The organism is Bradyrhizobium sp. URHC0002 (assembly GCF_054059515.1).
Genome location: NZ_JBSSCF010000001.1, coordinates 6,187,828 through 6,213,875, shown reverse-complemented (window position 1 = coordinate 6,213,875; position 26,048 = coordinate 6,187,828). Strand labels below are relative to the sequence as shown.

Here is a 26,048-nt window from a genome sequence, read left to right as displayed (position 1 = left end):
CGACAGAATAGCAGGACGACGCGGGCCTATGCTACGCTTCCGAAAAACGGCGGCGGCCTGAACTCGGGCGCCGGGAGGAAAAGAGGGACGCGTGAAAATCACCTGGAAGACCATTGCGCCGCTATTGGTCTGGCTGGCGCTCTATCTCGTGCCGGTTCCGGCCGGCCTCAACGCCAATCAGTGGCACTATTTTGCGATCTTTGCCGCTGTCATAGCCGGGCTCATCCTGGAATCGATGCCGGTCGGCGCCGTCGGCATCATCGGTCTGACATTCGCGGGGATCTCGGGATATGTCGAGCACGATCCCAACAAGGCGCTGCGCTGGATGCTGGGCGGGTTTTCCGAAAGCACGGTGTGGCTGATCGTCGGCGCCTTCGTGTTCTCGATCGGCTACCGCAAGAGCGGGCTCGGCCGAAGGCTGGCGCTTTTGCTGGTGCACAGCCTCGGCCGCCGCACCATCGGGCTCGGCTATGCGGTCGCCTTCTCCGATCTCGTGCTGGCGCCGGCGACGCCGTCCAACACCGCACGCAGCGGCGGCACCGTCTATCCGATCGTCAGCAACATCCCGCGCATCTATGGCTCCGAACCGGGCCCAACCGCCGGCAGGATCGGCACCTATGTGATGTGGACGGCGTTTGCGACGACCGCGGTGACGAGTTCGCTGTTCCTGACGGCGCTAGCGCCGAATGCTGCCGCGCTTTCCATCGCCAAGAAGATCTCCGGTGTCGAAGTCAGCTGGTCGCAATGGTTCATCGGCTTCGCGCCGCTTGGCATCCTGCTGCTGATCCTGGTGCCGCTGCTCAGCTACCTGGTCTGCCGGCCCGAGGTGAAGGAAAGCCCCGAAATCGTCGAATGGAGTGCGAACGAGCTCAAGACGATGGGGCCGCTGTCGCGCAACGAATGGATCATGGCGGCCCTGGTGCTGCTGGCGATGTTCCTGTGGATCTGCGGCTCCAATCCAACCATCAGCCTGCCGGTGCTGGGATCGAACTTCATCAACCCGACCATGGTGGTCTTTGTTGTGATCTCGCTGATGCTGCTGACCGGCGTGATCGAGTTCGAGGACATCGTGCGCGAAAAGAGCGCGTGGGAAGTGTTCTTCTACTTCACCTCGCTGCTGACGCTGTCATCGGGCCTCAACGAAATCGGCTTCATAAAATGGGTGACCGAGGGTTACGCCAAGGAACTGGCGGGCCTCGGGCCGACGGTGGGACTGATCCTGCTGGTCTCGTTCTTCTTCTGGGTCCACTATTTCTTTTCCAGCATCACCTCGCACGCGGCCGCGGTGTTGCCGGTGGTGCTTGCGGTCGGCCACAGCATTCCCGGATTGCCGATTCCGACGTTGACGCTGCTGTGCGTCTATTCGCTGGGCCTGATGGGGGTGATCTCGCCCTACGCGACCGGGCCGGCGCCGATGTATTACGGCAGCGGCTACATCGGGAAGGGCGATTTCTGGAAGTTCGGCCTGATCTTCGGCGTGATCTATTTTGCCGGCCTGCTGCTGATCGTGCTGCCGTGGCTGCGGGTGGTGTGATGCGATACTTGTAAATCGCGCTTGATCGATGCGTCTCAATCGATGCCCGCTGTTGAATTGCGACAGAATTCGACAGCGTGACCAAATGACGAGGGTGCCAATGACAGGCATCGCCAGACTGTCTCGTGTATGGCAGACTTCCTCCTCAAAGCTCGGTCTGGCCGGGCGGAGAGGTGCCTGTCAGCCTGACTTGCCTTCCCTTGTTGATGGCGGAGGCCTGCGTTGAGCCAAACTTCTGGGTTCCAGAGTGGGGAGCACGACGGCCTCCAAGCGCTATGGGAGGACGGGGATCGGGCCTTCTTCCGATTATGGCGTTCGGGCACCGACGGGAAGGGCCGGTCGGTATTGGCGGTTCGGCCCGTCGCGGAGCGCCCGCATCCCACCGTTGTTGATCGTCTCACACATGAATATGGATTGAGGGACGAGCTCGACAGTGCATGGGCGTTGCGGCCGCTCGAGCTGGTCAGTGAGGCCGGCCGGTCCATGCTGGTGCTCGAGGATTCCGGCGGCGAGCCGCTGGGGCGCCAGCTCCACGCGCCCATGGAACTGGCGAGATTCCTGGGTCTCGCCGTCCAAATCACGGCGGCGGTCGGCAAGGTCCATCAGCACGGACTTGTGCACAAGGACATCAAGCCGCACAACATCATCGTGAATCGCGCCGGAGACGTCAAACTCACAGGCTTCGGCATCGCGTCGCGACTCCCGCGCGGGCGCCAGTCCCCCGAACCGCCTGAAACCATCGCCGGCACTCTCGCCTATATGGCGCCCGAGCAGACCGGGCGAATGAACCGGTCTGTCGACTCCCGGAGCGATCTCTATGCACTGGGGGGCACGTTTTACCGGATGCTTACAGGCTCGCTGCCGTTTAGCGCATCCGATCCGATGGAGTGGGTGCACTGCCACATCGCGAGGCGACCCACCACGCCCGCCGAGCGGCTGAAGGACGTGCCCGGCGTCGTGTCGAAGATCATCATGAAGCTGCTCGCCAAGACGGCCGAGGACCGCTATCAAACCGCCGCTGGCCTGGAGAGCGATTTACGGCGCTGCCTCGCTGCACGCAAAGCTCAACGCTGGATCGAGGAATTCCCGCTCGGCGTGCAAGACGTGCCAGACCGGCTCGTGATTCCGGAAAAACTTTATGGGCGCGAGCGTGAGATCGAGACCCTGCGCGCTGTCTTTGATCGCATCGTCGAGAGCGGGAGGGCGGAGCTGGTGCTGGTCTCCGGATATTCCGGTATCGGCAAGTCCTCCGTCGTCAATGAACTGCACAAGGCCCTTGTTCTGCCGCGCGGGCTCTTCGCCTCCAGCAAGTTCGACCAGTACAAGCGCGACATCCCATTTGCGACCCTGGCGCAAGCCTTTCAGCGCCTCATTCGGCCACTTCTCGGCAAGGACGAAGCCGAACTGGCGCCCTGGCGCGACGCGCTTCTGGAGGCTCTCGGTCCGAGCGCTCGGCTCATGGTCGATGTCGTTCCGGAGCTGAAGCTCATTATCGGCGACCAACCGCCTGTCCACGAGCTTTCGCCCCAGGCCGCGCAATGGCGTTTCAAATTGCTGTTTCGGCGCTTTATCGGTGTCTTCGCCCGACCGGAGCATCCGCTGGCGCTTTTCCTCGACGACTTGCAATGGATCGACGCGGCGACCCTCGATTTGCTGGAGGACCTGCTAACACGCTCTGACGTGACGCACCTGATGCTGATCGGCGCTTATCGTGACAACGAGGTCGATCCCACACATCCCCTGAGGCGCAGGCTCGACGCCATCAAGACCGGCGGCGGGAAGGTAGCGGAGATCACCCTTGCGCCGCTCGCCGGAGAGCATTTAGGGGAGCTGATCGCGGACGCTCTTCGCTGCGAGCCGGCGCAGGCCGCGCCGCTTGCGCAACTGGTGCACGGAAAGACCGGTGGCAACCCGTTCTTCGCCATTCAATTCATTTCTGCACTTGCCGACGAGGGGATGCTTTCCTTCGATTATGATACTGCGCGCTGGTCGTGGGATATCAAGCGCATTCATGCCCAGGCCTACACCGATAACGTGGTGGATCTCGTGGTCGGGAAGCTCGCCCGCCTGCCGGCCGAAACGCAGGAAGCATTGCAGCAGCTCGCCTGCCTCGGAAACAGCTCTGAGAGCACCACCGTTTCGATCGTGCTCGGAGCTCAGGAGGAACAGGTTCACGCGGCTCTATGGCCGGCAGTCGCCCAGGAGTTGGTCGAGCGCCTGTCGGGCGCTTACCGGTTCGTCCACGGCCGTGTTCAGGAGGCGGCCTATTCGCTGATTCCGGAGCAACAACGCGTCGAGGCGCACCTCCGCATCGGAAGACTGCTTTTGGCCCACACACCTGCCGAGAAGCAGGAAGAGGCAGTCTTCGACATCACCAACCACTTCAACCGCGGCGCAGCCTTAGTCACCTCAAAAGATGAGCGCGAGCAGCTCGCCGAGCTAAACCTGATTGCCGGCCGGCGGGCGTGGGCTTCGACGGCCTACACATCGGCGCTTAACTATCTCGCCGCGGGCTCGGCGTTATTGCCGGCCGACTGCTGGGAGCGCCAGCATCCGCTTGCCTTTTCTCTAGAACTGCATCGGGCCGAATGCGAATTCGTGACCGGCGCCGTTCCGGACGCGGAGCGGCGTTTGTCTGCCCTGGCCGAGCGCTGCGCGACGGTCAGTGAGCATGCCACCGTCGCGCGCCTGCGGGTGGACTTGTATATGGCACTTAGTCAGCCCGACCACGCGGTCAGTGTCGGTCTTGGCTACCTGCGACGGCTCGGTATTGATTGGTCGGGCCATCCGGGCGACGATGAGGTGCGACGGCAATATGAGGGCGTCTGGTCCCGACTCGGGAGCCGGACCGTCGAGGAACTGTTCGACCTGCCGCTGATGACTGATGCAGGCGCCCTGGCGACCTTGGATCTTTTAATAGCGCTCATGCCGGCGGCGTTCTTTACTGATGCGAACCTTCGCTCGCTGGTGGTTCTCAAAGCTGTGGATCTCAGTCTCGAGTGGGGCCACAGCGACGCTTCGTGCGTGCCTTACGTCATGTTCGGTGCGATCGCCGGCGCGCGTTTCGGCGACTATCAAGCGGGGATTCGATTCAGCAATATCGGAATCGATCTGGTAGAACGGCGGGGACTTTCCCGCGTTCAGGCCCGGACCTATCTGAACTATGGTAACCTCGTCCTGACATGGACCAAGCATCTCCGGCACGCCCGCGATGCGTTTCGTCGCGCCTTTGAGACCGCGAACGGCAGTGGCGACGTCACGTTCGCGTCCTTCAGTTGCGCCAGTTTGAACGTGAATTTTCTTGCGGCGGGCGACCCGCTTTCAGAGGCGCAGCGTGAGGCCGAGTACGGCGTGCAATTCGCCGAGAAGGCGCATTTCGGGTTGCTGGTCGACATCATGATGCCGCAGCTCGGATTGATCCGGATGTTGCGGGGCTTGACGCGGCGATTCGGCACACTCGACGATGGACAATTCGACGAGCTTGCGTTCGAGCAGCGCCTCTCTGCCGATCCGGCGTTCGCGGTGCCTGAGAGCTGGTATTGGATTCGCAAGCTGCAAGCACGGTTCTTTTCCGGTGAATATGCGTTAGCCATCGACGCGGCAGCGAAGGCGCGCCGGCTGCCGTGGTCACCGCCGCAGTTGTTCGAGACGGCAGAATACGAGTTCTATGCCGCGCTGTCCCACGCCTCGCGCTGGGATTCGGCGCCGACCGACCAGCGCCAGCAGCACCGTCTGGCATTGTCCGCCCACCACGGGCAGCTCGAAGTCTGGGCGCAGAATTGCCCCGACAATTTCCGTGATCGTGCGGCGCTGGTCGGGGCCGAAATTGCTCGCATCGAAGGCCGTGACGTTGACGCAATGCGCCTCTACGATCAAGCTATCGGCGCGGCTCGCGCAAGCCGCTTCGTCCAAAACGAGGCGCTCGCCAATGAAGTGGCTGCACGCTACTACGCAGGACGCGGGTTCGAGAAGATCGCGAATGCCTATCTGCGCGACGCGCGATACTGCTATGTCCGTTGGGGGGCGGATGGCAAGGTGCGGCAACTCGATGAGATGTATCCGCACCTGAAGGAGGCAGACCCGGCGCTCGTTCCGGCCGGTGCGATCGGGGCGTCGGTTGAACATCTCGATCTCGCAACTGTGATCAAGGTGTCGCAAGCAATATCCGGTGAGATCGTTCTCGAAAGGCTGCTCGACACACTCATGCGCACTGCGATGGCTCAGGCAGGTGCCGAGCGGGCTGTGCTCATTCTGGCTTCGGGAGCCGAACCGCGTATCGTCGCGGAAGCCACAACAAGCGGCGATGCCGTGACGGTGCGTTTGCGCGACGAGCCCGTGACCGCGGCCATGCTCCCGGAGTCCGTGCTCCGTTACACCCTGCGCTCGCAGGAGAGCGTCATTCTCGACGATGCCTCGGCGCAGTCCCCGATTGCCGCGGATCCGTACGTCCGTGAGCACCAGGCCCGTTCAGTTCTCTGCCTGCCGCTGCTCAATCGGGCCAGGCTGATCGGCGTGCTGTACCTTGAGAACAATCTGGCTGCTCGGGTGTTTTCACCAGATCGGATTTCTGTATTGAAGCTGCTGGCCTCGCAGGCCGCGATCTCACTCGAGAATACCGACCTGTACCGCGATCTCGCCGAACGCGAAGCGAAAATCCGGCGCCTGGTCGACGCCAACATCATCGGGATCTTCGTCTCGGATATCCAAGGTCAGGTGATCGAGGCCAATGACGCTTTCCTGCACATGGTGGGTTACGACCGTGAAGACCTCGCCTCGGGGCGCGTGAATCGGACAAACCTGACCCCGCCGGAATGGCGCGATCGCGACGTACGGACAGTGGAAGAGGTGAAGGCCACCGGATCCGTGCAGCCTTTTGAAAAGGAGTTTTTCCACAAGAATGGTAGTCGTATCCCCATCCTGATCGGCGTCACCGCGTTCGACGAGCGACGAATCCAGGTGGTCGGCTTCGTACTTGACTTGAGCGAGCGCAAGCGCGCGGAAGCCGAAGCACGCGACAGCGAGCGCCGCTATCGCGAAGTGCAGGCGGAGCTGGCGCACGCCGGCCGCGTCGCAACGATGGGGCAGCTCACGGCTTCGATTGCTCATGAAGTGAAACAGCCCATAGCCGGGAGCGTTACCAACGTTCAGGCGGCGCTGAACTGGCTTAATCATTCAACGCCGAATTTGAAGGAGGCGCGGCAGGCGCTTGCTTGCGCCGTCAACGATGGCATTCGGGCGGCGGAGGTCATCGACCGGATCCGTGAACTCGTAAGGAAGGCGCCGCCGCGGAAGGATCGCTTTGAGATCAACGGAGCGATCCGTGAGGTGATTGAGCTCACCCGTGGCGAAGCGGTCAAGAACCGCGTCTCGGTACAGATGCAACTCGCGGAAGGCTTGCCGCTCATAGCTGCAGATCGGGTGCAACTACAGCAAGCGATTCTGAACCTGATCATCAACGCTATCCAGGCCGTGACCGTCACCAGCGACGGGCCCCGCGAATTGCTGATCAGGACCGGAAGAGCGGACGGCGGTGGCGTGCTCGTCGAGGTGCAGGATTCCGGTCCCGGACTGCCGCCTGGGACCCTCGAAGATTTCTTCGAGCCCTTCCACACGACCAAGCCGAACGGTCTGGGACTGGGGCTCTCCATTTGCCGCTCGATCATCGAAGCGCTTGGGGGGCGAGTTTGGGCCAGCGCAAACATGCCTCGCGGTGCCAACTTTCAATTCACGGTGCCAGCCTGCTCCGATCGCGCTTCGTGATGCCGTGGTTGCGGGTGGTGTGATCGAATGAACGCAGTGTTGATCGTCGTTCCGGTGTTCGCGTTGATCGCGGCCGGCTATGCGGCGGTGGCGCTGCGCTTCATCTCTCCTACGGCGCACAAGGGCATTTCCGAGTTCGCCTTCAGCATCGCCATTCCGGCGCTGCTGTTCCGGATCGTGGTCGTCGCGGAATTTCCCGCCGTCAACGCCTTCGCGGTGTGGAGCGCCTATTATGGGGCAACGGCGGCGACATGGATCGTCGCGCTTCTGGCGTCATCCGTTCTTCGGCAATCCCGGGCCGACGGCGTGGTGCTCGCGATCGGCTCGATCTACGGCAACATCGTGATGCTCGGCCTTCCCCTGACGTTGTCGGCTCTGGGCAGTCAGGCGGCTGGTTCGATGGCATTGATCCTGTCGGTCAACACGCCGCTGCTTTGGCTTTGCGGCACGCTGCAGATGGCATGGGCCGAGCGGAAGTCTTCCGAGAGTGCGCCGCTTCTGGTCCTGCGGGCTATCAGCGAGATCGCGCGCAATCCAATCATGCTCGCGCTCGGCTTAGGCTTTCTCTGGCGCCTCACCGGATTGGGGCTGCATCCCGTCGCGGACAAGACGCTCGAACTGCTGGCGCAGGCCGGTTCGCCCACGGCGCTGATCGCGCTCGGCATCAATCTGTTCGGATTCAGGATCAAAGGCCAGGCGCTCGCGATGGCCGTGATGTGCGCGCTCAAGCTGCTGGCGATGCCGGCCATCGCCGCGATCCTTGCGTTCTACGTGCTGGCGCTGCCGCCCATTTCCGCCGCTGTGGTGGTCCTCTTTGCCGCGATGCCGACCGGCGCCAATGCCTACATCTTCTCGGCCCAGTACGGACGGCTGACCGAAGCCGTCTCGGGCGCGGTGGCGCTTGGCACGGTCCTGGCCGCGGTAACGTTGCCCGTCATCGTCGCATTCCTGACGGTCGCGCTGCGCTAGGCGTGGGATGACTGTCGCGATCCTAGTCCTCGTAGCCGAACAGCCTGGCCGGATTTGTCACCAGGATCTTCCGCAACTCGGCCTCGTCAGGCGCGTAGCGATAGAGCACTTCGAGCAGGTCGGCGTCGTTGGGCGGCTGCACCACCGAAACCGGATGCGGCCAGTCGCTGGCCCAGACGCAACGGTCGGGGGCGGCTTCGATATAGGCGCGCGCGATCGGGATAACGTCGTCCCAGGGCGGGCCTTTTTTCGACGTCTTTTCGCCGAGCGACAGCATCACCCAGAAATTGCCCTTCGACAGAAGCTCCAGCATCTTCTGCAAGTTCGGGTCTTCCTTGCCGCGCACGGGGTCGGGGCGGGCCATGTGGTCGATCAGCACCGGCAGGTCGAGGTTTTCGTATTTGGCGGCGCTGGAGACGATGCCGTCCTTCTCCGGCTGGATCTTTACGTACCAGCCGAGTTCGCGCATCCGCGCGATCGCTCGCGCAAAATCCTTGTCCGAGAGCACCGCGCCCAGTTCCTGCCGGAAACTGAAGCGGGCGCCGCGCACGCCGGCGTCGTTCAGTTTGGCAAGATAGGCATCGTCGGCTTCGGCAAACACCAGCGCATTGGCGCAAGCGCGATAGTTCGGCCCCATCGCCGCGAGGGCGTCGAGCACCACGGAATGATCGGCGCCATAGGTCGTGGTCTGCACGATGATGCCGCGTTCAATGCCGAGCGCCTTGTGGACGCGAAGCGCGGCCTCCCAGGTCGCGGTCGGCATCTGGTAGGCCGCACCCGGCCGTACCGGATATTTGTCCAGCGGGCCCAGTACGTGAAACTGGCTGTCGATGCTTTTTGCCGGCGGCAGTTTTGAGGGGCGGCGCGGGTTCGGATCGAAGGGGAGATAGGTCGGCATGTCAGGTTCCTTGACTGGTCGCGATCAGCCGATCACGGCGGTGAAATCGCATTGCACGAGCGCGCCGTTTTCCATGTCCATCTGCAGCGCATGGCGGGCGGGGCGGGAATGCTCGTCGGGAAACATTTTCAACCATTCGGTGTTTACCGGCGCGCGCTGGGTGCGATCCTGCAACCACACCGTCATCTTGATGATGTCGGAGGTCGCCCCGCCGCCGGCTTCCACGATCGCCTTCATGTGGCCGAACATGTTGGCGCACTGGTCCTCGATCTTTTCCGGCATCTTGCCGGTCGCGGGGTCGCGGCCAAGGATGACGCCCGACATCAGGAGATTGCCGATGCGGCAGGCATTGGGAATGGGATTGGCGTGCTTGAACTCGCCGATATGAATGCTCTTGCGCCTTGTCATCGCTTCTCTCCCTCAGACGTTTCTTGTTCAGACGAACTGGCAGGACACCGATCCGAACTGGCCGTAATCGGCATGAAACGTGTCGCCCCTGATGATGTCGACCGGGCGTGTAAACGATCCCGCCAGCACCACTTCGCCGGCGTCGAGAAACTCGCCCTGGGCGGCCAGCCGGTCGGCGAGCCAGGCCACGCCGTTGGCGGGATGATTGAGAACGCCGGCGGCGATGCCGGTCTCCTCGATCTGGCCGTTGCGAAACAACAGCGCGCCAATCCAGCGCAGATCGAAATCGAGCGGGCGAATGGGGCGGCCACCGACGACCAGTGCCGCGTTCGCGGCATTGTCGGAAATGGTGTCCATCACCTTCCGCGGCGCCTTGGTCTCGGGATCGACGCGATGCATCCGCGTCTCCAGGATTTCCAGCGCCGGCGTGACGTAGTCGGTGGCGTTGAGCACGTCGAACAGCGTGCACTCGGGACCTTCCAGCGGCGTCTTCAGCACGAAGGCCAGTTCGACCTCGATACGGGGCGCGTGGAAACGGTCGAACGGGATCGGCGATGCATCCGGATAGAACATGTCGGCGAACAGCACGCCATAGTCCGGCTCGGAAATGCCGACGGCGTTCTGCATCGCTTTCGATGTCAGGCCAATTTTATGGCCCTTGACGATGCGGCCGCGGGAGAGCTGCAACCTCGTCCAGGCGCGCTGAATGGCGTAGGCGTCTTCGATCGTGAGATCAGGATATTCGCGCGTGAACGCAGGTATCAGCGACTTGCTGCGTTCGGCGTCATCCAGGCGCTGCGCCAGCCGTTCGACGGTTTGTTGATCGAGCATGGGCTATTGCTCCTCCGTCACGGTGTTGCGGAGGAGGCCGATCCCTTTGGATTCCACCTCGACGATGTCGCCTGGCTTGAGCCAGCGTGGCGGTGTGAACCGGGCGCCGGCCCCGGTCGGGGTGCCAGTCGCGATCATGTCGCCGGGTTTCAGGGTGGCGAAGGTGGAGAGGTAGGCGATCAGGCAATCGAACGGAAACATCAGCCGCTCGGTGGAATCGCTCTGGCGCACCTCGCCATTGACGCGGGTAATAATTTCATGAGGTCCGCGCGGATCGCATTCGTCCGAGGTGACGATCCACGGCCCGATGCTGCCTGAGCGGTCGAAATTCTTGCCTTGCGTAACGTTGAACTTGCCGTGGTGCAGCCAGTCGCGCACGCTGCCTTCGTTGCACAGCGTCATGCCGAAGATGTGTTCGAAGGCGCGCTCGCGGGGGATGTGCCGTCCTTCCTTGCCGATCACGATGACAAGCTCGCCCTCGTAGTCGAGCTGTTCGGAAATCCTCGGCTTTTCGATCGGCTGACCGGAGCCAACGACGGAGGAGGGGTTGCGGACAAACAGGCTCGGATATTTCGGCAGGTCCGAATTGTCCTTGTACTCGGCGTTGCGGTCTTTGTAGTTGACGCCGATGCACCAGAGTTTTTCCGGGTTCGGAATCGGCGGCAGCAGTACGAGATCGTCGAGCGCATGGCTCGGCTTGAGGTCGGCGACCATTTGGCGCGCAACTTCCAGGCCGTCCCTGGCGATCAGGCTCCGAAGGTCCGGGCCTAACTGTTGGGTGAGGTCGACCACGCCGCCGGCCACGGCCGCGCCGAAACGCGGCTTTCCTTCCACCAGATAACTCACCAGTCGCATGGTCGTCCTCTTCGAGAATTCTGCTTCGATCTGCGTCCGACGTCAGCAAGCTCGCTACGGGTTGCTGCCACCGCTAATCGGTCGATTTCGGGGTTTGGAAGACGCCGCGTAGCGTCACGATCTCGCCGAGCCGGGCGTAGCGGGGCCCACCGATGCGGGCGATCGGGTCGAGCGCTTCGGTCTCGACCTTGCCGTTGTTCACGAGACCGTCGCGGATGTGGAACATCACGACCTCGCCGACGATGAGCCGGCTGCGCGCCTCGCCGAATTCGAGACATTGCCGAAACACGCATTCCATCGCGACCGGCGCGGCGGCGAGCCGGGGCACCTTGATGCGCTCGCTGGGACGCGTTTCCAGGTCGAGCTCTTCGACCTCGCTGACTTCGGGCGGATGCTCGACCGAACTGTCATGCACCGCACCCATCAGCGGCGTATCGGCGATGTGGATGACGTACTCCTCGGTGTCGAGGATGTTGTGCGCCGTATCCTTGTAGTCGGGGCCCTTGCGGCCGACGCTGATGGCCAGCATCGGCGGCTTCTGCGAGACGAAGGTGAAGGCGCTGAACGGGGCGAGGTTGAGCACGCCCTTGCGCGACAGGCTCGTCACCCAGGCGATCGGACGCGGCACCACGATGCCGGTCATCAGCCGGTAGATCCGCTCCGCGCCGAGATCGCCGGGATCGATCTGCATGGATCAGTCAGCCTTGATGTTCGCCTTGCGGACCACCGGAATCCACTTGGCATCTTCGCGTTCGAGATAGCTGGTGAAATCCGCCGGCGTCATCGCCACGGCCTCGGCGCCGAGCGCGTTGAACTTCTCGACGATGGCGGGATCTTTCAGGATCTCCGCGAGGGTATCGTGGAGCTTGGTCACGATCTCGTCCGGCGTGCGCGCAGGCGCGAACAGGCCGGTGAAGGTCTGGCCGTCAAATTCCTTGTAGCCGAGTTCGGTGAAGGTCGGGACATCCGGAAGCCAGGAGGCGCGGTGGCTGCCGGTGACGGCAAGCGGGCGCAGCATGCCGCTCTTGATGGAGGGCAAACCGACCGAGATCTGGTCGAGGGCGAATTGCACCTGACCGCCGATCAGGTCGTTGAGGGCAGGGGCGTTGCCGCGGTAATGCACCGTCAGCCATTCCAGGCCGAGCGTCGACTGCATCAGCTCGCTGAGCAGATGGTTGGTGGTGCCCTGGCCGGGGGAGGCCATCGTCAGCTTGCCGGGATCGCGGCGGGCAAGCGCGATGAATTCGTTCAGATCCTTGGCTGCCACCGAGGGATGCACTTCGAGCACCAGCGGCGTCATCGTGATCGAGGTGATGGGGACGAAATCCCGCTTCCAGTTATAGGCCTCGCGCTTGGCGATTTCGGGCGCGAACAGTACCGGGCCGTTGGCGCCGACGAACAAGGCGTAACCGTCGGGAGCCATTTTCGCGAACGCCTCGCCGGCGATCAGGCCGCCTGCACCGGCCTTGTTTTCCACGATGAAGGGTTGGCCCAGCTTCGCCTGCAGCCTGTCGGCGATGACGCGCGCCGCGCTGTCGACATTGCCGCCTGCCGGATAAGGGACGATCAGGCGCACCTGCCGCGCCGGCCATTGCTGGGCGTCGGCCGGCGTGTTCAGGGTTAGCGCTGACAGTACCGATACGGCGACGCCTGCGATCGCGAAAAATTTCATCGCATTCTCCCGAAAAGCGGCACATCGGCCGCTACATTCTTGTTTTGCGCGAGCCCCGTCCCAGCGGCATGCGCATTTATTGTTCCGCGCCGCGATGTTGCGCGTGCCCCTTCCACTGTCGACTAAATTGTGGTGTTTCTGTCCACATTGTGGACAGCGGACAACGCGTATGACAAACGGCCGGTTAAGGGGGCGCGCGCGAGGGCCGCGGCAGGGCGGGCAGGCGATCCGCCGGGCGGTGGCGGTGCTGCGGACGCTCGCGGTTGGCGGGGAAAGAGGCGTACCCCTGGCTGAGATCGTGCATGCGACCTCGCTCGCCCGCCCGACGGTGCATCGCATCGTGCATGTGCTGATCGAGGAGGGGATTGTCGAGCGCAGCGAGCGAACGGGAAATTACGTCGTCGGCCGCCAGGTGCCCGAACTGGCGCTGGCGCGTCCCTCGCGTTCGCCATTGCTGATTGCAGCCGAACCGCATCTCGCGGAGGCGTCGGCGCAACTCGGCGATACGCTGTTTCTCACGGTGCGCACCGGGCTCGACACCCTGTGCGTGGCGCGTCGCATCGGCGGCTATCCGATCCAGGTATTGTCGATTGAGGTCGGTGTGCGGCGTCCGCTGGGCGTCAGCAGCGCAGGGGTGGCGATACTGGCTGCCATGCCTTCTGCGGAGGCACGCAAGATCGTGTTCGCCAACGAAACAAGATTTGGCGCCTACCGAACCGATACGGCCACCGTACTCGGCCAGATCCAGCTTGCACGCCGCCGTGGCTACAATTTGCGTGATGTCGGCCTCGTGCAGGGAACGAAGTCAATTTCAGCCTGGATACGGACGCCGGACGGCCAGCCCGCCGCCGCAATCACGCTCTCCGCCATACGAAACAGGCTAAGTCCTCGTCGCGCGATCGAGGTGGCGGACGTTCTCGTCGCCGCCGCACGCGCGATCGAGGCGGCGACGCCGAGCGGTTCAGCGTAAATCCAGCGCTAGAAATCCAAGGCTACTGGAGCTGAAGCAGGCACCGAGATCTGGATCGATACGCGCCACAACGGCCGTCAGGTTGCCTGCATTATTCCGGGGAAGCTAACTTGGGTGGCTTGCTAGTACCAACCAATCAGCCAATTCAGGATGACAAGTGCCGTCCCTAACGTGACGAATACGAACAAAGAGATTACCAGCCAATCGCGCTTTGAAAGTCTGTCCATGCTCTACCCGTGATGCCCCCTCAATTGGCCGTAGCCGCTTTCTCGCCAATCGGGATCCATTTCTCAGCATAATAGGCCTGCGCGCAGAGAGCCAGCCCGTCACTTCGTACGGTTGAAGACCACGTCGAACTTTTGCTTTACGACAACCTGGTCGTAGACGCCTCTCAGGCTGTCGCTGGCAGCATCATAGTTGAGCGTGTAGGTTGACCCGCCATAGCCCGCAGCGCGCAATTCAAAGTATAGCTTTAGTGCGTTGCCATCCCGGGTCGCTTCTGCTCGGTAGAAGGGCAGCGGCTTTGGGTTGGCATAGCTAGCGTCAAGCCTGCCGCTGTCATCGACCGCATCGATACTGATTACATAGGGTCCTTGAGTCCTCGTCCACCGGCCCACCAAGACGCTGAACGCCGGAGCCGAATTGGTTGCCGGGACTGGAGGCGACTGCGCCAATGCAACACCAGAAGTGACCACAACAGCGCTAGAAAGTGCGATCAGGCCAATTCTAACGGCAACCTTCTTCATGGTTCGTCTCCCGCGGCATGAAGCCGGGGCCATGATACCACGGCGTACATCTGCACGGACAGTTAGGACGCACCGTCGAAAAGTCCAAGACTAGCCTGCCGCGGCGTTGGTCGATTTCGGCGCCGCCGCCGGGACGCGGCGGAAGCGCAGTACGATCCTGGTGCCGTGATGGTTGGGATCGCGCTCGGCACTGGCGTCCAGTTTGGCGGCCATCGCGGTCACGATGCGTTGTCCCATACCGGTGGAGCGCGGATCGGCCTTGGCGTTGAGACCGACGCCGTCGTCTGCGATCGCGACCATGATGTCCTCGCCCTCAGGCTTCAGCTCGACGTGAATGGGCCCGGCGCCGTCGGGATAGGCGTACTTGACGGCGTTCATCACCAGCTCGTTGACGATGATGCCGATCGCCACCGCGCGGTCCGGGTCGATCTCGATCGGTTCGGCCGTGAGCGTCAGCCGTGACATCTTGTTGCCTTCGGCCGAACGCCGGAGGTCTTCCAGCAGGGCTTCGAGATACTGGTTCAGCAACACGCTCTTGAGATCGTGCGAGGTGTAGAGGCGGCGATGCACCTGGGCGACCGCGGCGACGCGGCCCATCGCATTGGTCAGCGCCGCCTTGACGTCGTCCTGGGTGGTCGAATTGGCCTGCAAATGCAGCAGTGAGGCGATGATCTGCAAGGAGTTGCCGACGCGATGGTTGACTTCGCGCAGCAGCACTTCGCGTTCGGCGGCGAGCGCCGCATAGCGGTCGCGCGAGCGGTGAACCTCGGCTTCGGCCTCGTCGCGGGCGCGCTGCAGCTCGGCCTGCCGCAGGGCGCCGTTGACGGCGACCTGGAGCAGCGGAATGAAATCGCCCCTGACGTCCTTGACCAGATAGTCGGCGGCGCCGGCCTTCAGCGCCGTGACGGCGATCGCCGAATCCTGCGAGGCCGTGACGAACACGACCGGCGGCGCATTCGGGGTCGCCATGATCCGTTCCAGCGTTTCGAGACCATCGAGGCCCGGCATGTACTGGTCGAGCGCAATCACATCGATGTCGCCTTGCGCCAGCCGCGCCAACCCCTGCTCGCCGCCCGCCGCGTGGACGACCTTGAAGCCTGCCCGCGTCAGGCCGCGGTCGACCAGCCGGGCGAGGCCGGCGTCGTCATCGATGTACAGCAGTGTCGGCGTCGCGGGTTTCATATGGCGGCCGGGGGGACCTGAATGACGGAGAAGAACAGACCGAGCTGGCGAATGGCGTTGGCGAAGCTTTCGTAGTTCACGGGCTTGGTAATGTAGACGTTGCAACCGAGTTCGTAGCAGCGCTTGATCTCGTGGGAATCATCGGTCGTGGTCAGCACCACGACCGGCGTAGCCTTGAGATATCTGTTTTCCTTGACCCGCTTCAGAATGTCGATGCCGGTCGTGTCGGGCAAGTTGAGATCGAGCAGGATCAGGAGCGCGTTGCCTTTATGGTCCAGGCCCGTTCCATCCTTGCCAAACAGGTAGTCTAGCGCGGCTGTACCGTTGGTGAACGGGATTATCTCATTGCTGACACCGGATCGGCGGATATTCCGCTCGATCAGGCGGGCATGGCCCTCATCGTCCTCGATCATGATGATAGTGACGGGATTTGTCATGTCCGTGTGTTCCGGTTAGCGATTGGCCAATTGATAGGCAGCGTAATCGTGAATGTGCTGCCCTGGTGAAGTTCCGACGCGACCGACATGGTGCCTCCCAGGCGACGCACCAACGCGCGGACATGGGCAAGGCCGATGCCCTGTCCCGGTTTGTCCTGGGTTCCGGCGCGGCGGAACAATTCGAAAATGCGCTGATGGTCTTTGGGATCGATGCCGCGTCCATTGTCCGCTATCTCGAAAATCGCAAAACCGAGCTTGGTGCGGCCGCGCACCGAGATTTCGCCGGGGACTCCGGTCTTGAGGTATTTGAGCGCATTGTCGATCAGATTGGAGAAGATCTGCTCCAGCGCAAGGCGATCGCTGACGATATTCGGCAGCGCGTCGATCCGGATCTCGGCCTGGGCTTCCGCAGCCTGGTGCGCCACGGTGGTCACGACACCCTCGATTAGCCCCTTGGTATCGATCCAGACCGGCTCGAACTCGCGCCGCCCTTCGCGGGTGAGACTGAGGATCGCCGATATCAGCCGGTCCATCTTGCCGATCGACGATTTGATGAAGCTGAGCGCCTCGGAGAAATCTTCCGAAAGCTGCTTGTCGGAGCCTTCGAGCACGGGTTCGGCGGTATCGGTGGCGTTTTCCGGCGCTGACGGTGCGGCGGACTGCTCGCGGGAAAGCGCTGCGATCCGCTTGAAGATGTCGCCGCGCAATTCCTCCAGCTCGCTGGTGAAACCCATGATGTTCACCAGCGGCGAGCGCAGGTCGTGGCTGACGATGTAGGCGAAGCGCTGGATCTCGTCATTGGCTTCGCGCAGGTCGGCGGTGCGCTCGTCGATCGTGGCCTCGAGGTTGACATGACTGTCTCGCAGCCTGGCGTCCGCCTGGTCGCGCGCGCGCGACGAACGCTGGACCAGGAAGATCGCGATGCCCGCCAGCGCGATCACGAGGCCCGAGCCCGTTACCGTCACGAGCGAGGCCAGTTGCTGGGTGCGGTCGGCGGTTGCAGTACGCATTATGAACAGCCGATCTTCCTCGGCTCGCATCGACTGCGCCCCGTCGCGGATCGTGGTATTGAAATTGCCTGCAGCGGCTTCACGGACCAGAGCGGTGGCCTTGGCGGTCTCGCCCTGTTTGACGAGGTTCATTTCCGTCTCGAATTGCTTCAACCGAATTTCGATTGCCGACCGCAATTTCTTCGAAAGCTCGACCTGAACGGGATTGTCGCTGATCGACTGCGTCAACTGCTCCAGGACGGGAAGGACGTTCGCCACCGCGGCCTCATGGGCGCTTAGGAATTCAGGTCCTGAAGTGAGCAGGTAGCCGCGCGCGTTGCTCTCGGCCCGACGTACTTCGAGCAGCAGTAGATTGATGTGATTTTCCACCTCGACGGTATGAACCACCAATGCGCTGTCTTTTCGGGCTTCGTTGACCAGCACCACGGAGGTCGCGCTGATCGCCACCAGCACCAAAAACGCCGTGGCGAGCAGCAGGATTTGTCCCAAGGCGCGTCGTCGGCGCTGAGCCTCAGCGGTCACAATGGTCGTCATGAAACGGAATAATCCCACCCTGCCAGAAGGGATCCAGCCGTCATCAACGCCGGTGGAAACAGCAGGTTCCATTCCGGCATCAGGATTTTTTCATGTTCGGGACGCGGCGTTCTCGTTCAGGTCTTGCCGTCCACCGGCTGGCCGGCGAGATACTGCTCGAGCCAGTGGATGTGGTAGTCGCCATTGATGATATCGGCCTCCCGGACCAGCGCCCGGAACAGCGGCAGGGTGGTTTCGATCCCGTCGACCACCATCTCGTCAAGCGCCCGGCGCAGCCGCATCAGGCATTCGGCGCGGGTCTTGCCGTGCACGATCAGCTTGCCGACCAGTGAGTCGTAATAAGGCGGAATGACGTAGCCTTGATAAACGGCCGAATCGATCCGCACGCCGAGCCCGCCAGGCGGGTGGAATTGCGTGATCCTGCCGGGTGACGGGCGGAAGGTCTGCGGGTTCTCCGCATTGACGCGGCATTCGATGGCATGCCCGATGATGGCGATCTCTTCCTGCTTCGCGGGCAGGTCGCCGCCGGCGGCAATGCGGATCTGCTCCAGCACGAGGTCGATGTCGGTGATGCTCTCGGTGACGGGATGCTCGACCTGGATGCGGGTGTTCATCTCGATGAAGTAGAACTCGCCATCCTCATAGAGAAATTCGATGGTGCCGACGCCGAGATATTTCATGTCCCGCATCGCCTTGGCACATGTTTCGCCGATCCTGGCGCGGGCGGCGGCGGCGAGAACCGGCGACGGGCCTTCTTCCCAGACCTTCTGGTGACGGCGCTGCAGCGAACAGTCGCGCTCGCCGAGATGGATGGCGCCGCCGCGGCCGTCGCCGAGAATCTGGATCTCGATGTGGCGCGGCTTCTGCAGGTATTTTTCGAGATAGACCGAAGCGTCGCCGAAGGCCGACTTGGCCTCGTTGGATGCGGTCGACAGCGCCATCATCAGCTCGTCGGCGGTGCGCGCCACCTTCATGCCGCGTCCGCCGCCGCCGGCGGCAGCCTTCACCAGCACGGGGAAGCCGATCGCCTTGCCGATCGCCATAGCGTCGTCGTCGGGCGTGACCGCGCCATCGGAGCCGGGCACGACCGGGATGCCGAGACGCTTGGCGGTCTTCTTGGCCTCGATCTTGTCGCCCATCAGGCGGATATGCTCGGCCTTCGGGCCGATGAAATGCAGATTGTGCTCGGCAAGGATTTCGGCGAAGCGGGCGTTCTCCGACAGGAAGCCGTAGCCGGGATGCACGGCATCGGCGCCCGTGATCTCACAGGCCGCGAGCAGTGCGGGGATGTTGAGATAGGAATCCTTTGACGGCGGCGGCCCGATGCAGACGCTCTCGTCGGCGAGCCGAACATGCATGGCGTCGGCGTCGGCGGTGGAATGCACCGCGACGGTGTTGATGCCGAGCTCTTTGCACGCGCGTAGCACGCGGAGCGCGATCTCGCCGCGATTGGCTATCAGAATCTTATCGAACATCGCAGCGCCTGACGTTGACGAACTTATTCAATGATCACGAGCGGCTCGCCGAATTCGACCGGCTGGCCGTCCTCGACGAGAATTTGCGTCACCGTGCCCGCGCGTGGCGACGGGATCTGGTTCATCGTCTTCATCGCTTCGATGATCAGCAGAGTTTGCCCGGCCGATACCTTGCTGCCTACCTCGATGAACGGCTTGGCGCCGGGCTCGGGCGACCAATAGGCGGTACCGACCATCGGCGAGGGGACCGCGCCTGGATGCTTGGCGAGATCGGCGGCCGCTGCCGGTGCGGCGGAGACGGCTGCCGCGGCACCCATTGGCTGGAAGCCAGCCGGCATCGCTGCCGACACGGTGATGTTGCGCGCGACACGCACCCGCAAGCCGGCGCGCTCGATTTCGATCTCGGTCAGGCTGGTCTCATCCAGCAGCAGCGCGAGTTCGCGAATGAGCGCGCTGTCGTCGCTCTTCAGGTTTGCGGCTGATTTGTCCGCTGACTTGTTGTCGGGCTGGCGGGCCATGCTCTTGATCCGGAATTCTCGATGTGGGTGACGGCTTAAGCGTCAGGTGTGGTGTCGTTCGATGTCAGGTTTTGAAGTCAGGATTTGGCCTTGGCGCCGAGTTTGGCGGCAAGGCCATTGATTGCGAGCCGATAGCCATCGATGCCGAAGCCGCAGAGCGAGGCAAAGGCGGCCATGGCCGTGTAGGAATGATGACGGAAGCTCTCGCGGGCGTGGATGTTGCTGATATGCACTTCCACTGTCGGGATTTTTACCGCGACCAGCGCATCGTGCAACGCGATCGAGGTGTGCGAATAGCCGCCGGCGTTGATGATGATGCCGACCACCTTTTTGGCATGCGCCTCGTGGATGAAGTCGATCAATTCGCCTTCGCGGTTGGACTGGCGGCAATCGGCCTTCAAACCGAATTGCGCTGCGGCTTCCACGCACAGCTTTTCGACATCGGCGAGCGACGCATGGCCATACTTTTCCGGCTCCCGTATCCCCAGCATGTTGAGGTTCGGGCCGTTGAGGACATAGATCGTCGCGGCAGAGGCTTGGGCGCTTCCTTGGGCCATCCGGATTCCAGCAAAGAGGGGCGGGGCAGGTCGCGGGGTTATAGGTAACAACGCGGCGAAGGGGAAGCCTTCCGGCCTGCCGGAATGCCGCCCAAATGCCTCATCCAGTTCGTGAAAAGCCGCGTGGAACCTATGGAAATCGTTCGTTAACCAATTTTTGGACGAGGGGCCAAGAAAAAGGGGTGGGCATCTCTGCCCACCCCCGATTGCTTCTCAGCGAAGCTGCGACCCGAACGCGTTAACCCTCGATGATGTAGACGATCTCGTGGGTCTGCGGACGGACGATGACGTAGCGGCCGTGCACCAGGATCACCTCGTAACCACGCCACTCCGGATAGATCTCGACGATCCGGGGCGGAAGCGGGTGGAAGCGAACGCCGGTGGGCACCACGGTGCCGACCGAAACGTTGAAGTTCACGTTGGTGGTTTCCTGGATCTTCTCCGACCGGATGGCGGAGACGATCTGGGTGCGCTTCTCGGCCGGCGGGGCAGCAGTCGCTGTTGTCGCGGCGTTGCCCGTCGTGGTCGGCGACTTGGTGTCGCTTGCAGCGGCGCCCGACTTGGTGTCGGTCGTGCCCTTGGTTTGGGCGTTCGTGTTGCCGGTCTTGCTGTCGTGACCCTCGGCCTTCATTTCCTTGCTGCCCTTGGCCGAATCCTTGGTCGAGTCGGTCTCGGAATGCATGCTCTTGGACTTCTCGCCCTGCATCCGGTTGCTGTCCTGAGCGCTCTTGCTCGGGGCCATCTTGTCGGACGAGTCCGAGGCCTTTGAGCCAGGCTCCGCACCCTTCTCGGCGCCCTTCATGCCGGACGGGCCGCTATCGCGTTGCATTGCGCCGCCCGACGAGGCACCGCCGCGGTCAGAAGAAGGCGCGCTCTGCTGCGCCGTGGAACCTGCTGATCCCGGTGCGGCACCCTGCGCATTCGCAAAGCCGGTTCCGGCAATCAGGGCCGCCGCGGCGACCGAAATCAAAAAGCGATTAGTCATTACGATGTCTCCTCACGTGTTTCTGCATTGCCCGACCGACAACGAAAGGAATTGCGCGATGTTCCGGAACATTGGTGGTTCGGCCGACTTTGTTTTGTGAATGCGGAATGAACCGTCGCGCCAGAGAAAGCCTCAAACAAAAAGGCCGGCTGTTGCGCCGGCCTTTCGTATCGATCGTTGAAGCGTAAGGCGCTGTTTCAGCACGTCGCCTTGCCGCAACGGGCGTTGCCGATCTTTTCCCGCAGACTTTCGACGCCGACCGCGCCGATCACAACCTGCTTGCCGATCACGTAGCTTGGCGTGCCGTTCATGCCCATCGCCTCGGCGAGCTTGAAATTTTCCTCGAGCGTGTTGCGCACTTCGGCGCTCGAGAGGTCCTTCTCCAGCTTCGCCATATCGAGGCCGACTTCCTTGGCAACGGCCATCGCGCGCGCCTTGTCGGCGGCGCCGCGGCCGGTAAGCAGTTTCTGATGGAAGTCGAGATATTTCTTGCCGGTCGGATCCTGCATGCGCACCGCGACGCCGACCTGGGCGGCTTCGACCGATCCCGCGCTCAGCACAGGAAATTCCTTGAGCACGACCTTCAGCTTCGGATCAGCCTTCATCAGCTCCATCATGTCGGTCATCGCGCGCTTGCAGTAGCCGCAATTGTAATCGAAGAACTCGACGAACGTGACGTCGCCGTCCTTGTTGCCGAGCGTGACGTTGCGCGGCGAGTTGAAGATCGCGTCCGCATTGTCGGCGACGCCGGAGGCGTGCTTGGCAGCTTCGGCCGCGGCCTGACGCTTGCTGAGTTCGGCCATCGCCTCTTCGAGCACTTCGGGGTGTGCGATCAGGTAATTCCGGACGATGGTCTCGATGTCGCCGCGCTGGGTGTCGCTGAAGCTCTGCGCGGAAGCGGACATCGGCGCGCCGCAGAGCGCCAGAGCGAACAATGCGGGAATGAGAAGACGGAACGAGGGCATCGGTAAATCCTTATGCGGTTCCCGGGCAATTCTGCTGAAGGCCGGCTCCTGGAGAATATCCTGGTCGCGGGTGACCAAGTCGTTGGTGATCAAGTCCGATTATAGCCGAACGCGGCTGATTTCTAGTTGCTCTTCTGGCCCGGCAGCGGCTTGGCGCTCACAATGTCGTCAGCCTTGACCCACCCGGGCGTTCCGATGGCGAAGCGCGTTTTCGCGCGCGATGCAAGATCGCGTGCCGTCTTGTTGTCGCCGCGAAGGTAGGCGGCCTGGGCCGATGCCAGATCGGCCTGCGCGTAATCGCCCTTGCGGCCATAGGCCATTGCGAGCTGCATGTAGCCGATCGGCGCTTCGGTCTCGCGCGCAACCGCCGCGCGCAGGATGGCGATCGCCTCGTCGGTGTAGGCGTTGTTGCCGGTTGCCACGAGGGCCTGACCGAGCAGCATCTCGACGAGCGGCGCGCTGTTGGAGAGCGCGACCGCCTTGCGCAACGGGGCAATCGCCTCCTGCGGCTTGCCGCCCTCCAGCAGCGCCTGGCCGCGCACCTCGTAGAAATACGGATTGTTGGGCTGCTGCTGGATCAGGGCGTCAATCTGGGCGAGCGCGCTGCGCAGGTCGCCGTGCAGATAGGTCGAGATGGCGTGGGCATAGCGCGCGGGCAGGCTGTTGTTGGACAACGGATAGCGCCGGTACACGGTCTCCTGTCGCTCCATGAAGGCCGAGATCTTGGCGCGCGCCATGTCGTGGCGCAGCTGCAGGGCAGCGTCGTCCTTCTTGTCCCAGTAAGGGCTCGATCGCGCCAGTTCTTCGAGCGCGGAGACGCGCTGGGCCGGCATCGGATGCGACTGAACGTAGGGATCCGCGCCGCGCGCCGCAAACAGGCTCTCGTCGGTGAAGCGCTTGAAGGTCTCGTACATGCCCCGGGAGGACTGGCCGGTGGCGTTCAGAAACTTCACGCCGGCCTTGTCGGCGTTCTCCTCCTGCTGGCGCACGTAAGACAGCAGGTTGCGGCGGATCACTTCTCCCGGTGCGGAGAACATGGCCGCTCCGGCGTTCGACAAGCCGCTGTTGCTGCCGCCGCTCTTCGCGCCCGCCACCATCGCGCCGGCGCCGAGCAGCATGGCAATGATCATCTGCGTCTGGGCCTGCGCCATCTGCTCGCGCATCTTGGCGAGATGGCCGCCGGCAAGATGGCCGGTCTCGTGCGCCATCACGCCGATAATCTGGTTCGGCGTCTCCGACTGCAGGATCGCTCCGTAGTTCACGAAGATGCGGCGGCCGTCGGCAACGAAGGCGTTGAAAACGCCCTGGTTGATGATCACCATCTGGATGTTGTGTTTTTCCAGGCCGGCGGCGCGCAGGATCGGCCGCGTATATTCGCGCAGCAACTGCTCCGTCTCGGTGTCGCGGAGCACCGGTGGGCCCTTGTTCTCCTGCGCCACAGCCGCCATCGGCGCAACGGCAAGTGCGACAGCCGCCATGAGCGCGGTCAACTTCAGTGGCTTCTTGCGTAAGGTGATGCGGAGCAGCATGAGCGATCTTTGGCGATTGGCGATGGGTCCGGATCTGCCGGACGCCCGGTTCGGTTTCCGGTTCGATCAGAAACGGGTCCTGGTTTGTTGTTTCAACGTGTTTCTTTCACCCGAGCCAAGGTATCACGCGTGAACCCCGGGTATCACTGCGTGAACCCCGGGGTATTGCTACGCGAACCCGGTATCCCTTCGCTGGAAAACGCTATAACAAGCCACCGAATACGGCCAGTCTGGGGCGGTAGCCGGTTCGGAACCTGAATTCGGCCGCGGCCCGTGCAAATAGCAGATATCGATGCTGGAATCGACACTTAGAGACCGCGCAACGGCGCTACTGACCCCCTCGGCACGGAGCGACGTTCCGCCCTTCATGGTGATGGACGTGATGGCGGCCGCGGCCCGCATCGAGGCGGCCGGCGGCAATGTCATCCACATGGAAGTGGGGCAGCCGGCGGCGTCGGCGCCGCAAGTCGCAATCGCGGCCGCGCATGCCGCGCTCGATGCGGCGCGGATCGATTACACGTCCGCGCTCGGCATTCCCACGCTGCGCGCGCGAATCGCAAAACACTACCGCGATACTTACGGCTGTGCGGTCGATCCCGAGCGCATTGTGATCACGACCGGCTCGTCCGGCGGTTTCATCCTGGCGTTTCTGTCGATGTTCGAGCCGGGCGACCGGGTGGCGGTCACGGTGCCGGGCTATCCGCCATACCGGCATATCCTGACGGCGCTCGGCTGCGAGCCGGTGCTGATCGAGACATCGAGTGCGACGCGGCATGCGCTGACGGGCGAAGCGTTGCTGGCCGCGCATCGCAAGGCGCCGCTGAAGGGCGTGCTGGTCGGCAGCCCCGCCAATCCGACGGGAACGATGATGTCGCGCGAGGCGCTCACCGGCCTGATCAACGCGGCGGAAGGCGCGGGCATCCGCTTCATTTCCGACGAGATCTATCATGGCCTCGACTATGCGTTTCCGGCGGTGACGGCCGCGGAGCTTTCGCCACATGCGCTCGTGATCAACTCGTTCTCGAAATATTTCTGCATGACCGGCTGGCGGGTCGGCTGGATGGTAGTGCCGGAGCCTTTGGTGCGGCCGATCGAACGGCTGCAGCAGAACCTGTCGATCTCGGTGCCGACGCTGTCGCAGATCGCGGCCGAAGCGGCATTCGAAGGCCGCGAAGAGATGGAAGCGATCAAGCGCGGCTATCAGGAGAACCGCCGCATCCTGATCGAGGGACTGCCGAAGGCCGGCCTCAGCAAGTTCCTGCCCGCGGACGGCGCCTTCTACCTCTACGCCGATGTTTCGGATTTCACCGCCGACAGTTTCGAATTTGCCGGCCGCATGCTGGAGAAGGCGCATGTGGCGGCAACGCCGGGCGTCGATTTCGATCCGATCCACGGCCGCAGCTTCATTCGCTTCTCCTACGCGCGCTCGGCCGACGAGATGCGTGAAGCGGTGACGCGCATCGCGCGGTGGCTCGGTTAGTACCGACCGGTCAATCATCCAAATCATACATATCTGAAAATCGGGAGCCATCCGTGTCCACCAGAACCATGCCTGAAGCTGTTGTGCCGTCGCATTTCCCGCTCGCCGCCCTGCTGTGGCCGCATCGTGCTGATGGATCGTCGGGTCTGTTGCGCAGCGTGATCCTGGTCGCGCTGGGGACGGCGCTGCTGACCTTGTCGGCCAAGTTCAATCTGCCGTTGCCCTATGTGCCGATGACGCTGCAGACACTGGCCGTGCTGGTGATCGGCGCGGCCTACGGCTGGCGGCTCGGCAGCGTTACGCTCATGGCCTATCTGGCCGAGGGGGCCATTGGATTTCCGGTATTCGCAGGCCCGGTGGGCGGCCTTGCGCCGTTGATCGGTCCGACGGCCGGATATCTCTTCGGCTTCGTGGCGGCGGCCTTCGTGACGGGATGGCTGAGCGAGCGCGGTTGGGATCGATCGGTGCTCCGGCTGTTCGTGGCGATGGCGTTCGGACACATTCTGATTCTCGCCGCCGGATTTGGTTGGCTTGCGTTCGGCATGAAACTCGGCGTCGAAAAGGCGTGGCTGGTCGGCATTGCGCCGTTCATCGCGGCGTCCTTGATCAAGAATGCGCTCGGCGCGGCACTCGTGCCGGCGATCCGGCGAATTTTCGACGCGCGCGGTTAGACAAGTCGCGTCGACGCAACACCATTGACTCCGTTGGCTAAAGGATTTTGGCTACGTGCGAC

Annotated in this window: 22 protein-coding genes; 6 read left to right on the top strand and 16 right to left on the bottom strand. The window is 62.9% G+C overall.

What is annotated here, in order from left to right; all coding sequences use genetic code 11:
* The first annotated feature begins 91 nt into the window (after positions 1-91).
* The 3 genes from ACVWVY_RS30310 (at position 92) to ACVWVY_RS30300 (ending at position 8,263) form a co-directional block, all read left to right on the top strand.
* Positions 92-1,534, top strand: a complete 1,443-nt coding sequence (locus ACVWVY_RS30310; RefSeq protein ID WP_456629811.1) for a DASS family sodium-coupled anion symporter — start codon at positions 92-94, stop codon at positions 1,532-1,534.
* A gap of 222 nt (positions 1,535-1,756) precedes the next feature.
* A complete protein-coding gene (locus ACVWVY_RS30305; protein ID WP_456629810.1) occupies positions 1,757-7,294 on the top strand; it encodes an AAA family ATPase in 5,538 nt (1,845 codons plus the stop codon).
* A gap of 27 nt (positions 7,295-7,321) precedes the next feature.
* Positions 7,322-8,263, top strand: a complete 942-nt coding sequence (locus tag ACVWVY_RS30300) for an AEC family transporter (RefSeq protein ID WP_456629809.1) — start codon at positions 7,322-7,324, stop codon at positions 8,261-8,263.
* Positions 8,264-8,285: 22 nt separating this feature from the next.
* Here ACVWVY_RS30300 and ACVWVY_RS30295 read toward each other — a convergent pair whose 3' ends face one another.
* The 6 genes from ACVWVY_RS30295 to ACVWVY_RS30270 form a co-directional block, all read right to left on the bottom strand.
* Positions 8,286-9,161, bottom strand: a complete 876-nt coding sequence (locus tag ACVWVY_RS30295) for an amidohydrolase family protein (protein WP_456629808.1) — start codon at positions 9,159-9,161, stop codon at positions 8,286-8,288.
* Positions 9,162-9,185: 24 nt separating this feature from the next.
* On the bottom strand, positions 9,186-9,569 hold the full coding sequence (locus ACVWVY_RS30290; RefSeq protein ID WP_456629807.1) for a RidA family protein: 384 nt from the start codon (positions 9,567-9,569) through the stop codon (positions 9,186-9,188).
* A 27-nt stretch (positions 9,570-9,596) separates the two neighbouring features.
* Positions 9,597-10,400, bottom strand: a complete 804-nt coding sequence (hpaH, locus tag ACVWVY_RS30285) for a 2-oxo-hept-4-ene-1,7-dioate hydratase (RefSeq protein WP_456629806.1) — start codon at positions 10,398-10,400, stop codon at positions 9,597-9,599.
* A gap of 3 nt (positions 10,401-10,403) precedes the next feature.
* Positions 10,404-11,255 (bottom strand): fumarylacetoacetate hydrolase family protein, encoded by an 852-nt coding sequence (locus tag ACVWVY_RS30280; protein WP_456629805.1) that lies wholly within the window; start codon positions 11,253-11,255, stop codon positions 10,404-10,406.
* Between the two features lie 73 nt (positions 11,256-11,328).
* Positions 11,329-11,946, bottom strand: coding sequence for a flavin reductase family protein (locus ACVWVY_RS30275; protein WP_456629804.1), 618 nt, complete (start codon positions 11,944-11,946; stop codon positions 11,329-11,331).
* A 3-nt stretch (positions 11,947-11,949) separates the two neighbouring features.
* The gene (locus ACVWVY_RS30270) at positions 11,950-12,927 is read right to left on the bottom strand and encodes a Bug family tripartite tricarboxylate transporter substrate binding protein (RefSeq protein WP_456629803.1); all 978 of its coding nucleotides are present in this window, start codon (positions 12,925-12,927) and stop codon (positions 11,950-11,952) included.
* A gap of 169 nt (positions 12,928-13,096) precedes the next feature.
* On the opposite strand from ACVWVY_RS30270, the gene ACVWVY_RS30265 reads away from it, so the two are divergent.
* On the top strand, positions 13,097-13,897 hold the full coding sequence (locus tag ACVWVY_RS30265) for an IclR family transcriptional regulator (protein WP_456629802.1): 801 nt from the start codon (positions 13,097-13,099) through the stop codon (positions 13,895-13,897).
* 326 nt (positions 13,898-14,223) lie between these two features.
* On the opposite strand, the gene ACVWVY_RS30260 is transcribed toward ACVWVY_RS30265, so the two are convergent.
* The 10 genes from ACVWVY_RS30260 to ACVWVY_RS30215 form a co-directional block, all read right to left on the bottom strand.
* On the bottom strand, positions 14,224-14,643 hold the full coding sequence (locus ACVWVY_RS30260) for a hypothetical protein (protein ID WP_456629801.1): 420 nt from the start codon (positions 14,641-14,643) through the stop codon (positions 14,224-14,226).
* Between the two features lie 90 nt (positions 14,644-14,733).
* Entirely contained in the window at positions 14,734-15,825 is a 1,092-nt protein-coding gene (locus ACVWVY_RS30255) for a sensor histidine kinase (RefSeq protein ID WP_456629800.1), read from the bottom strand.
* Positions 15,822-16,262, bottom strand: a complete 441-nt coding sequence (locus tag ACVWVY_RS30250; RefSeq protein ID WP_456629799.1) for a response regulator — start codon at positions 16,260-16,262, stop codon at positions 15,822-15,824. The genes ACVWVY_RS30255 and ACVWVY_RS30250 overlap by 4 nt, the downstream gene beginning before the upstream one ends.
* Positions 16,259-17,806 carry a sensor histidine kinase gene (locus ACVWVY_RS30245; RefSeq protein ID WP_456629798.1) on the bottom strand — a complete coding sequence of 516 codons (1,548 nt, stop codon included), beginning with the start codon at positions 17,804-17,806 and terminating at the stop codon, positions 16,259-16,261. The genes ACVWVY_RS30250 and ACVWVY_RS30245 overlap by 4 nt, the downstream gene beginning before the upstream one ends.
* A gap of 116 nt (positions 17,807-17,922) precedes the next feature.
* Positions 17,923-19,281, bottom strand: coding sequence for an acetyl-CoA carboxylase biotin carboxylase subunit (gene accC / locus ACVWVY_RS30240; protein WP_456629797.1), 1,359 nt, complete (start codon positions 19,279-19,281; stop codon positions 17,923-17,925).
* Between the two features lie 23 nt (positions 19,282-19,304).
* Positions 19,305-19,799: an acetyl-CoA carboxylase biotin carboxyl carrier protein gene (gene accB, locus ACVWVY_RS30235; RefSeq protein ID WP_456629796.1), complete on the bottom strand. Its 495-nt coding sequence runs from the start codon at positions 19,797-19,799 to the stop codon at positions 19,305-19,307.
* Between the two features lie 77 nt (positions 19,800-19,876).
* A complete protein-coding gene (gene aroQ / locus ACVWVY_RS30230) occupies positions 19,877-20,356 on the bottom strand; it encodes a type II 3-dehydroquinate dehydratase (RefSeq protein ID WP_456629795.1) in 480 nt (159 codons plus the stop codon).
* A gap of 238 nt (positions 20,357-20,594) precedes the next feature.
* Complete coding sequence (locus ACVWVY_RS30225) at positions 20,595-21,341, bottom strand: DUF1236 domain-containing protein (RefSeq protein ID WP_456629794.1); 747 nt, start codon at positions 21,339-21,341, stop codon at positions 20,595-20,597.
* 197 nt (positions 21,342-21,538) lie between these two features.
* On the bottom strand, positions 21,539-22,306 hold the full coding sequence (locus tag ACVWVY_RS30220) for a DsbA family protein (protein WP_456629793.1): 768 nt from the start codon (positions 22,304-22,306) through the stop codon (positions 21,539-21,541).
* A 122-nt stretch (positions 22,307-22,428) separates the two neighbouring features.
* Entirely contained in the window at positions 22,429-23,835 is a 1,407-nt protein-coding gene (locus ACVWVY_RS30215) for a M48 family metalloprotease (protein WP_456629792.1), read from the bottom strand.
* A gap of 292 nt (positions 23,836-24,127) precedes the next feature.
* Here ACVWVY_RS30215 and ACVWVY_RS30210 point away from each other — a divergent pair, with 292 nt between their 5' ends.
* Together ACVWVY_RS30210 and ACVWVY_RS30205 are read left to right on the top strand one after the other, a co-directional pair.
* Positions 24,128-25,315: a pyridoxal phosphate-dependent aminotransferase gene (locus ACVWVY_RS30210; RefSeq protein ID WP_456629791.1), complete on the top strand. Its 1,188-nt coding sequence runs from the start codon at positions 24,128-24,130 to the stop codon at positions 25,313-25,315.
* 53 nt (positions 25,316-25,368) lie between these two features.
* On the top strand, positions 25,369-25,986 hold the full coding sequence (locus ACVWVY_RS30205; RefSeq protein ID WP_456629790.1) for a biotin transporter BioY: 618 nt from the start codon (positions 25,369-25,371) through the stop codon (positions 25,984-25,986).
* The last annotated feature ends 62 nt before the right edge of the window (positions 25,987-26,048 follow it).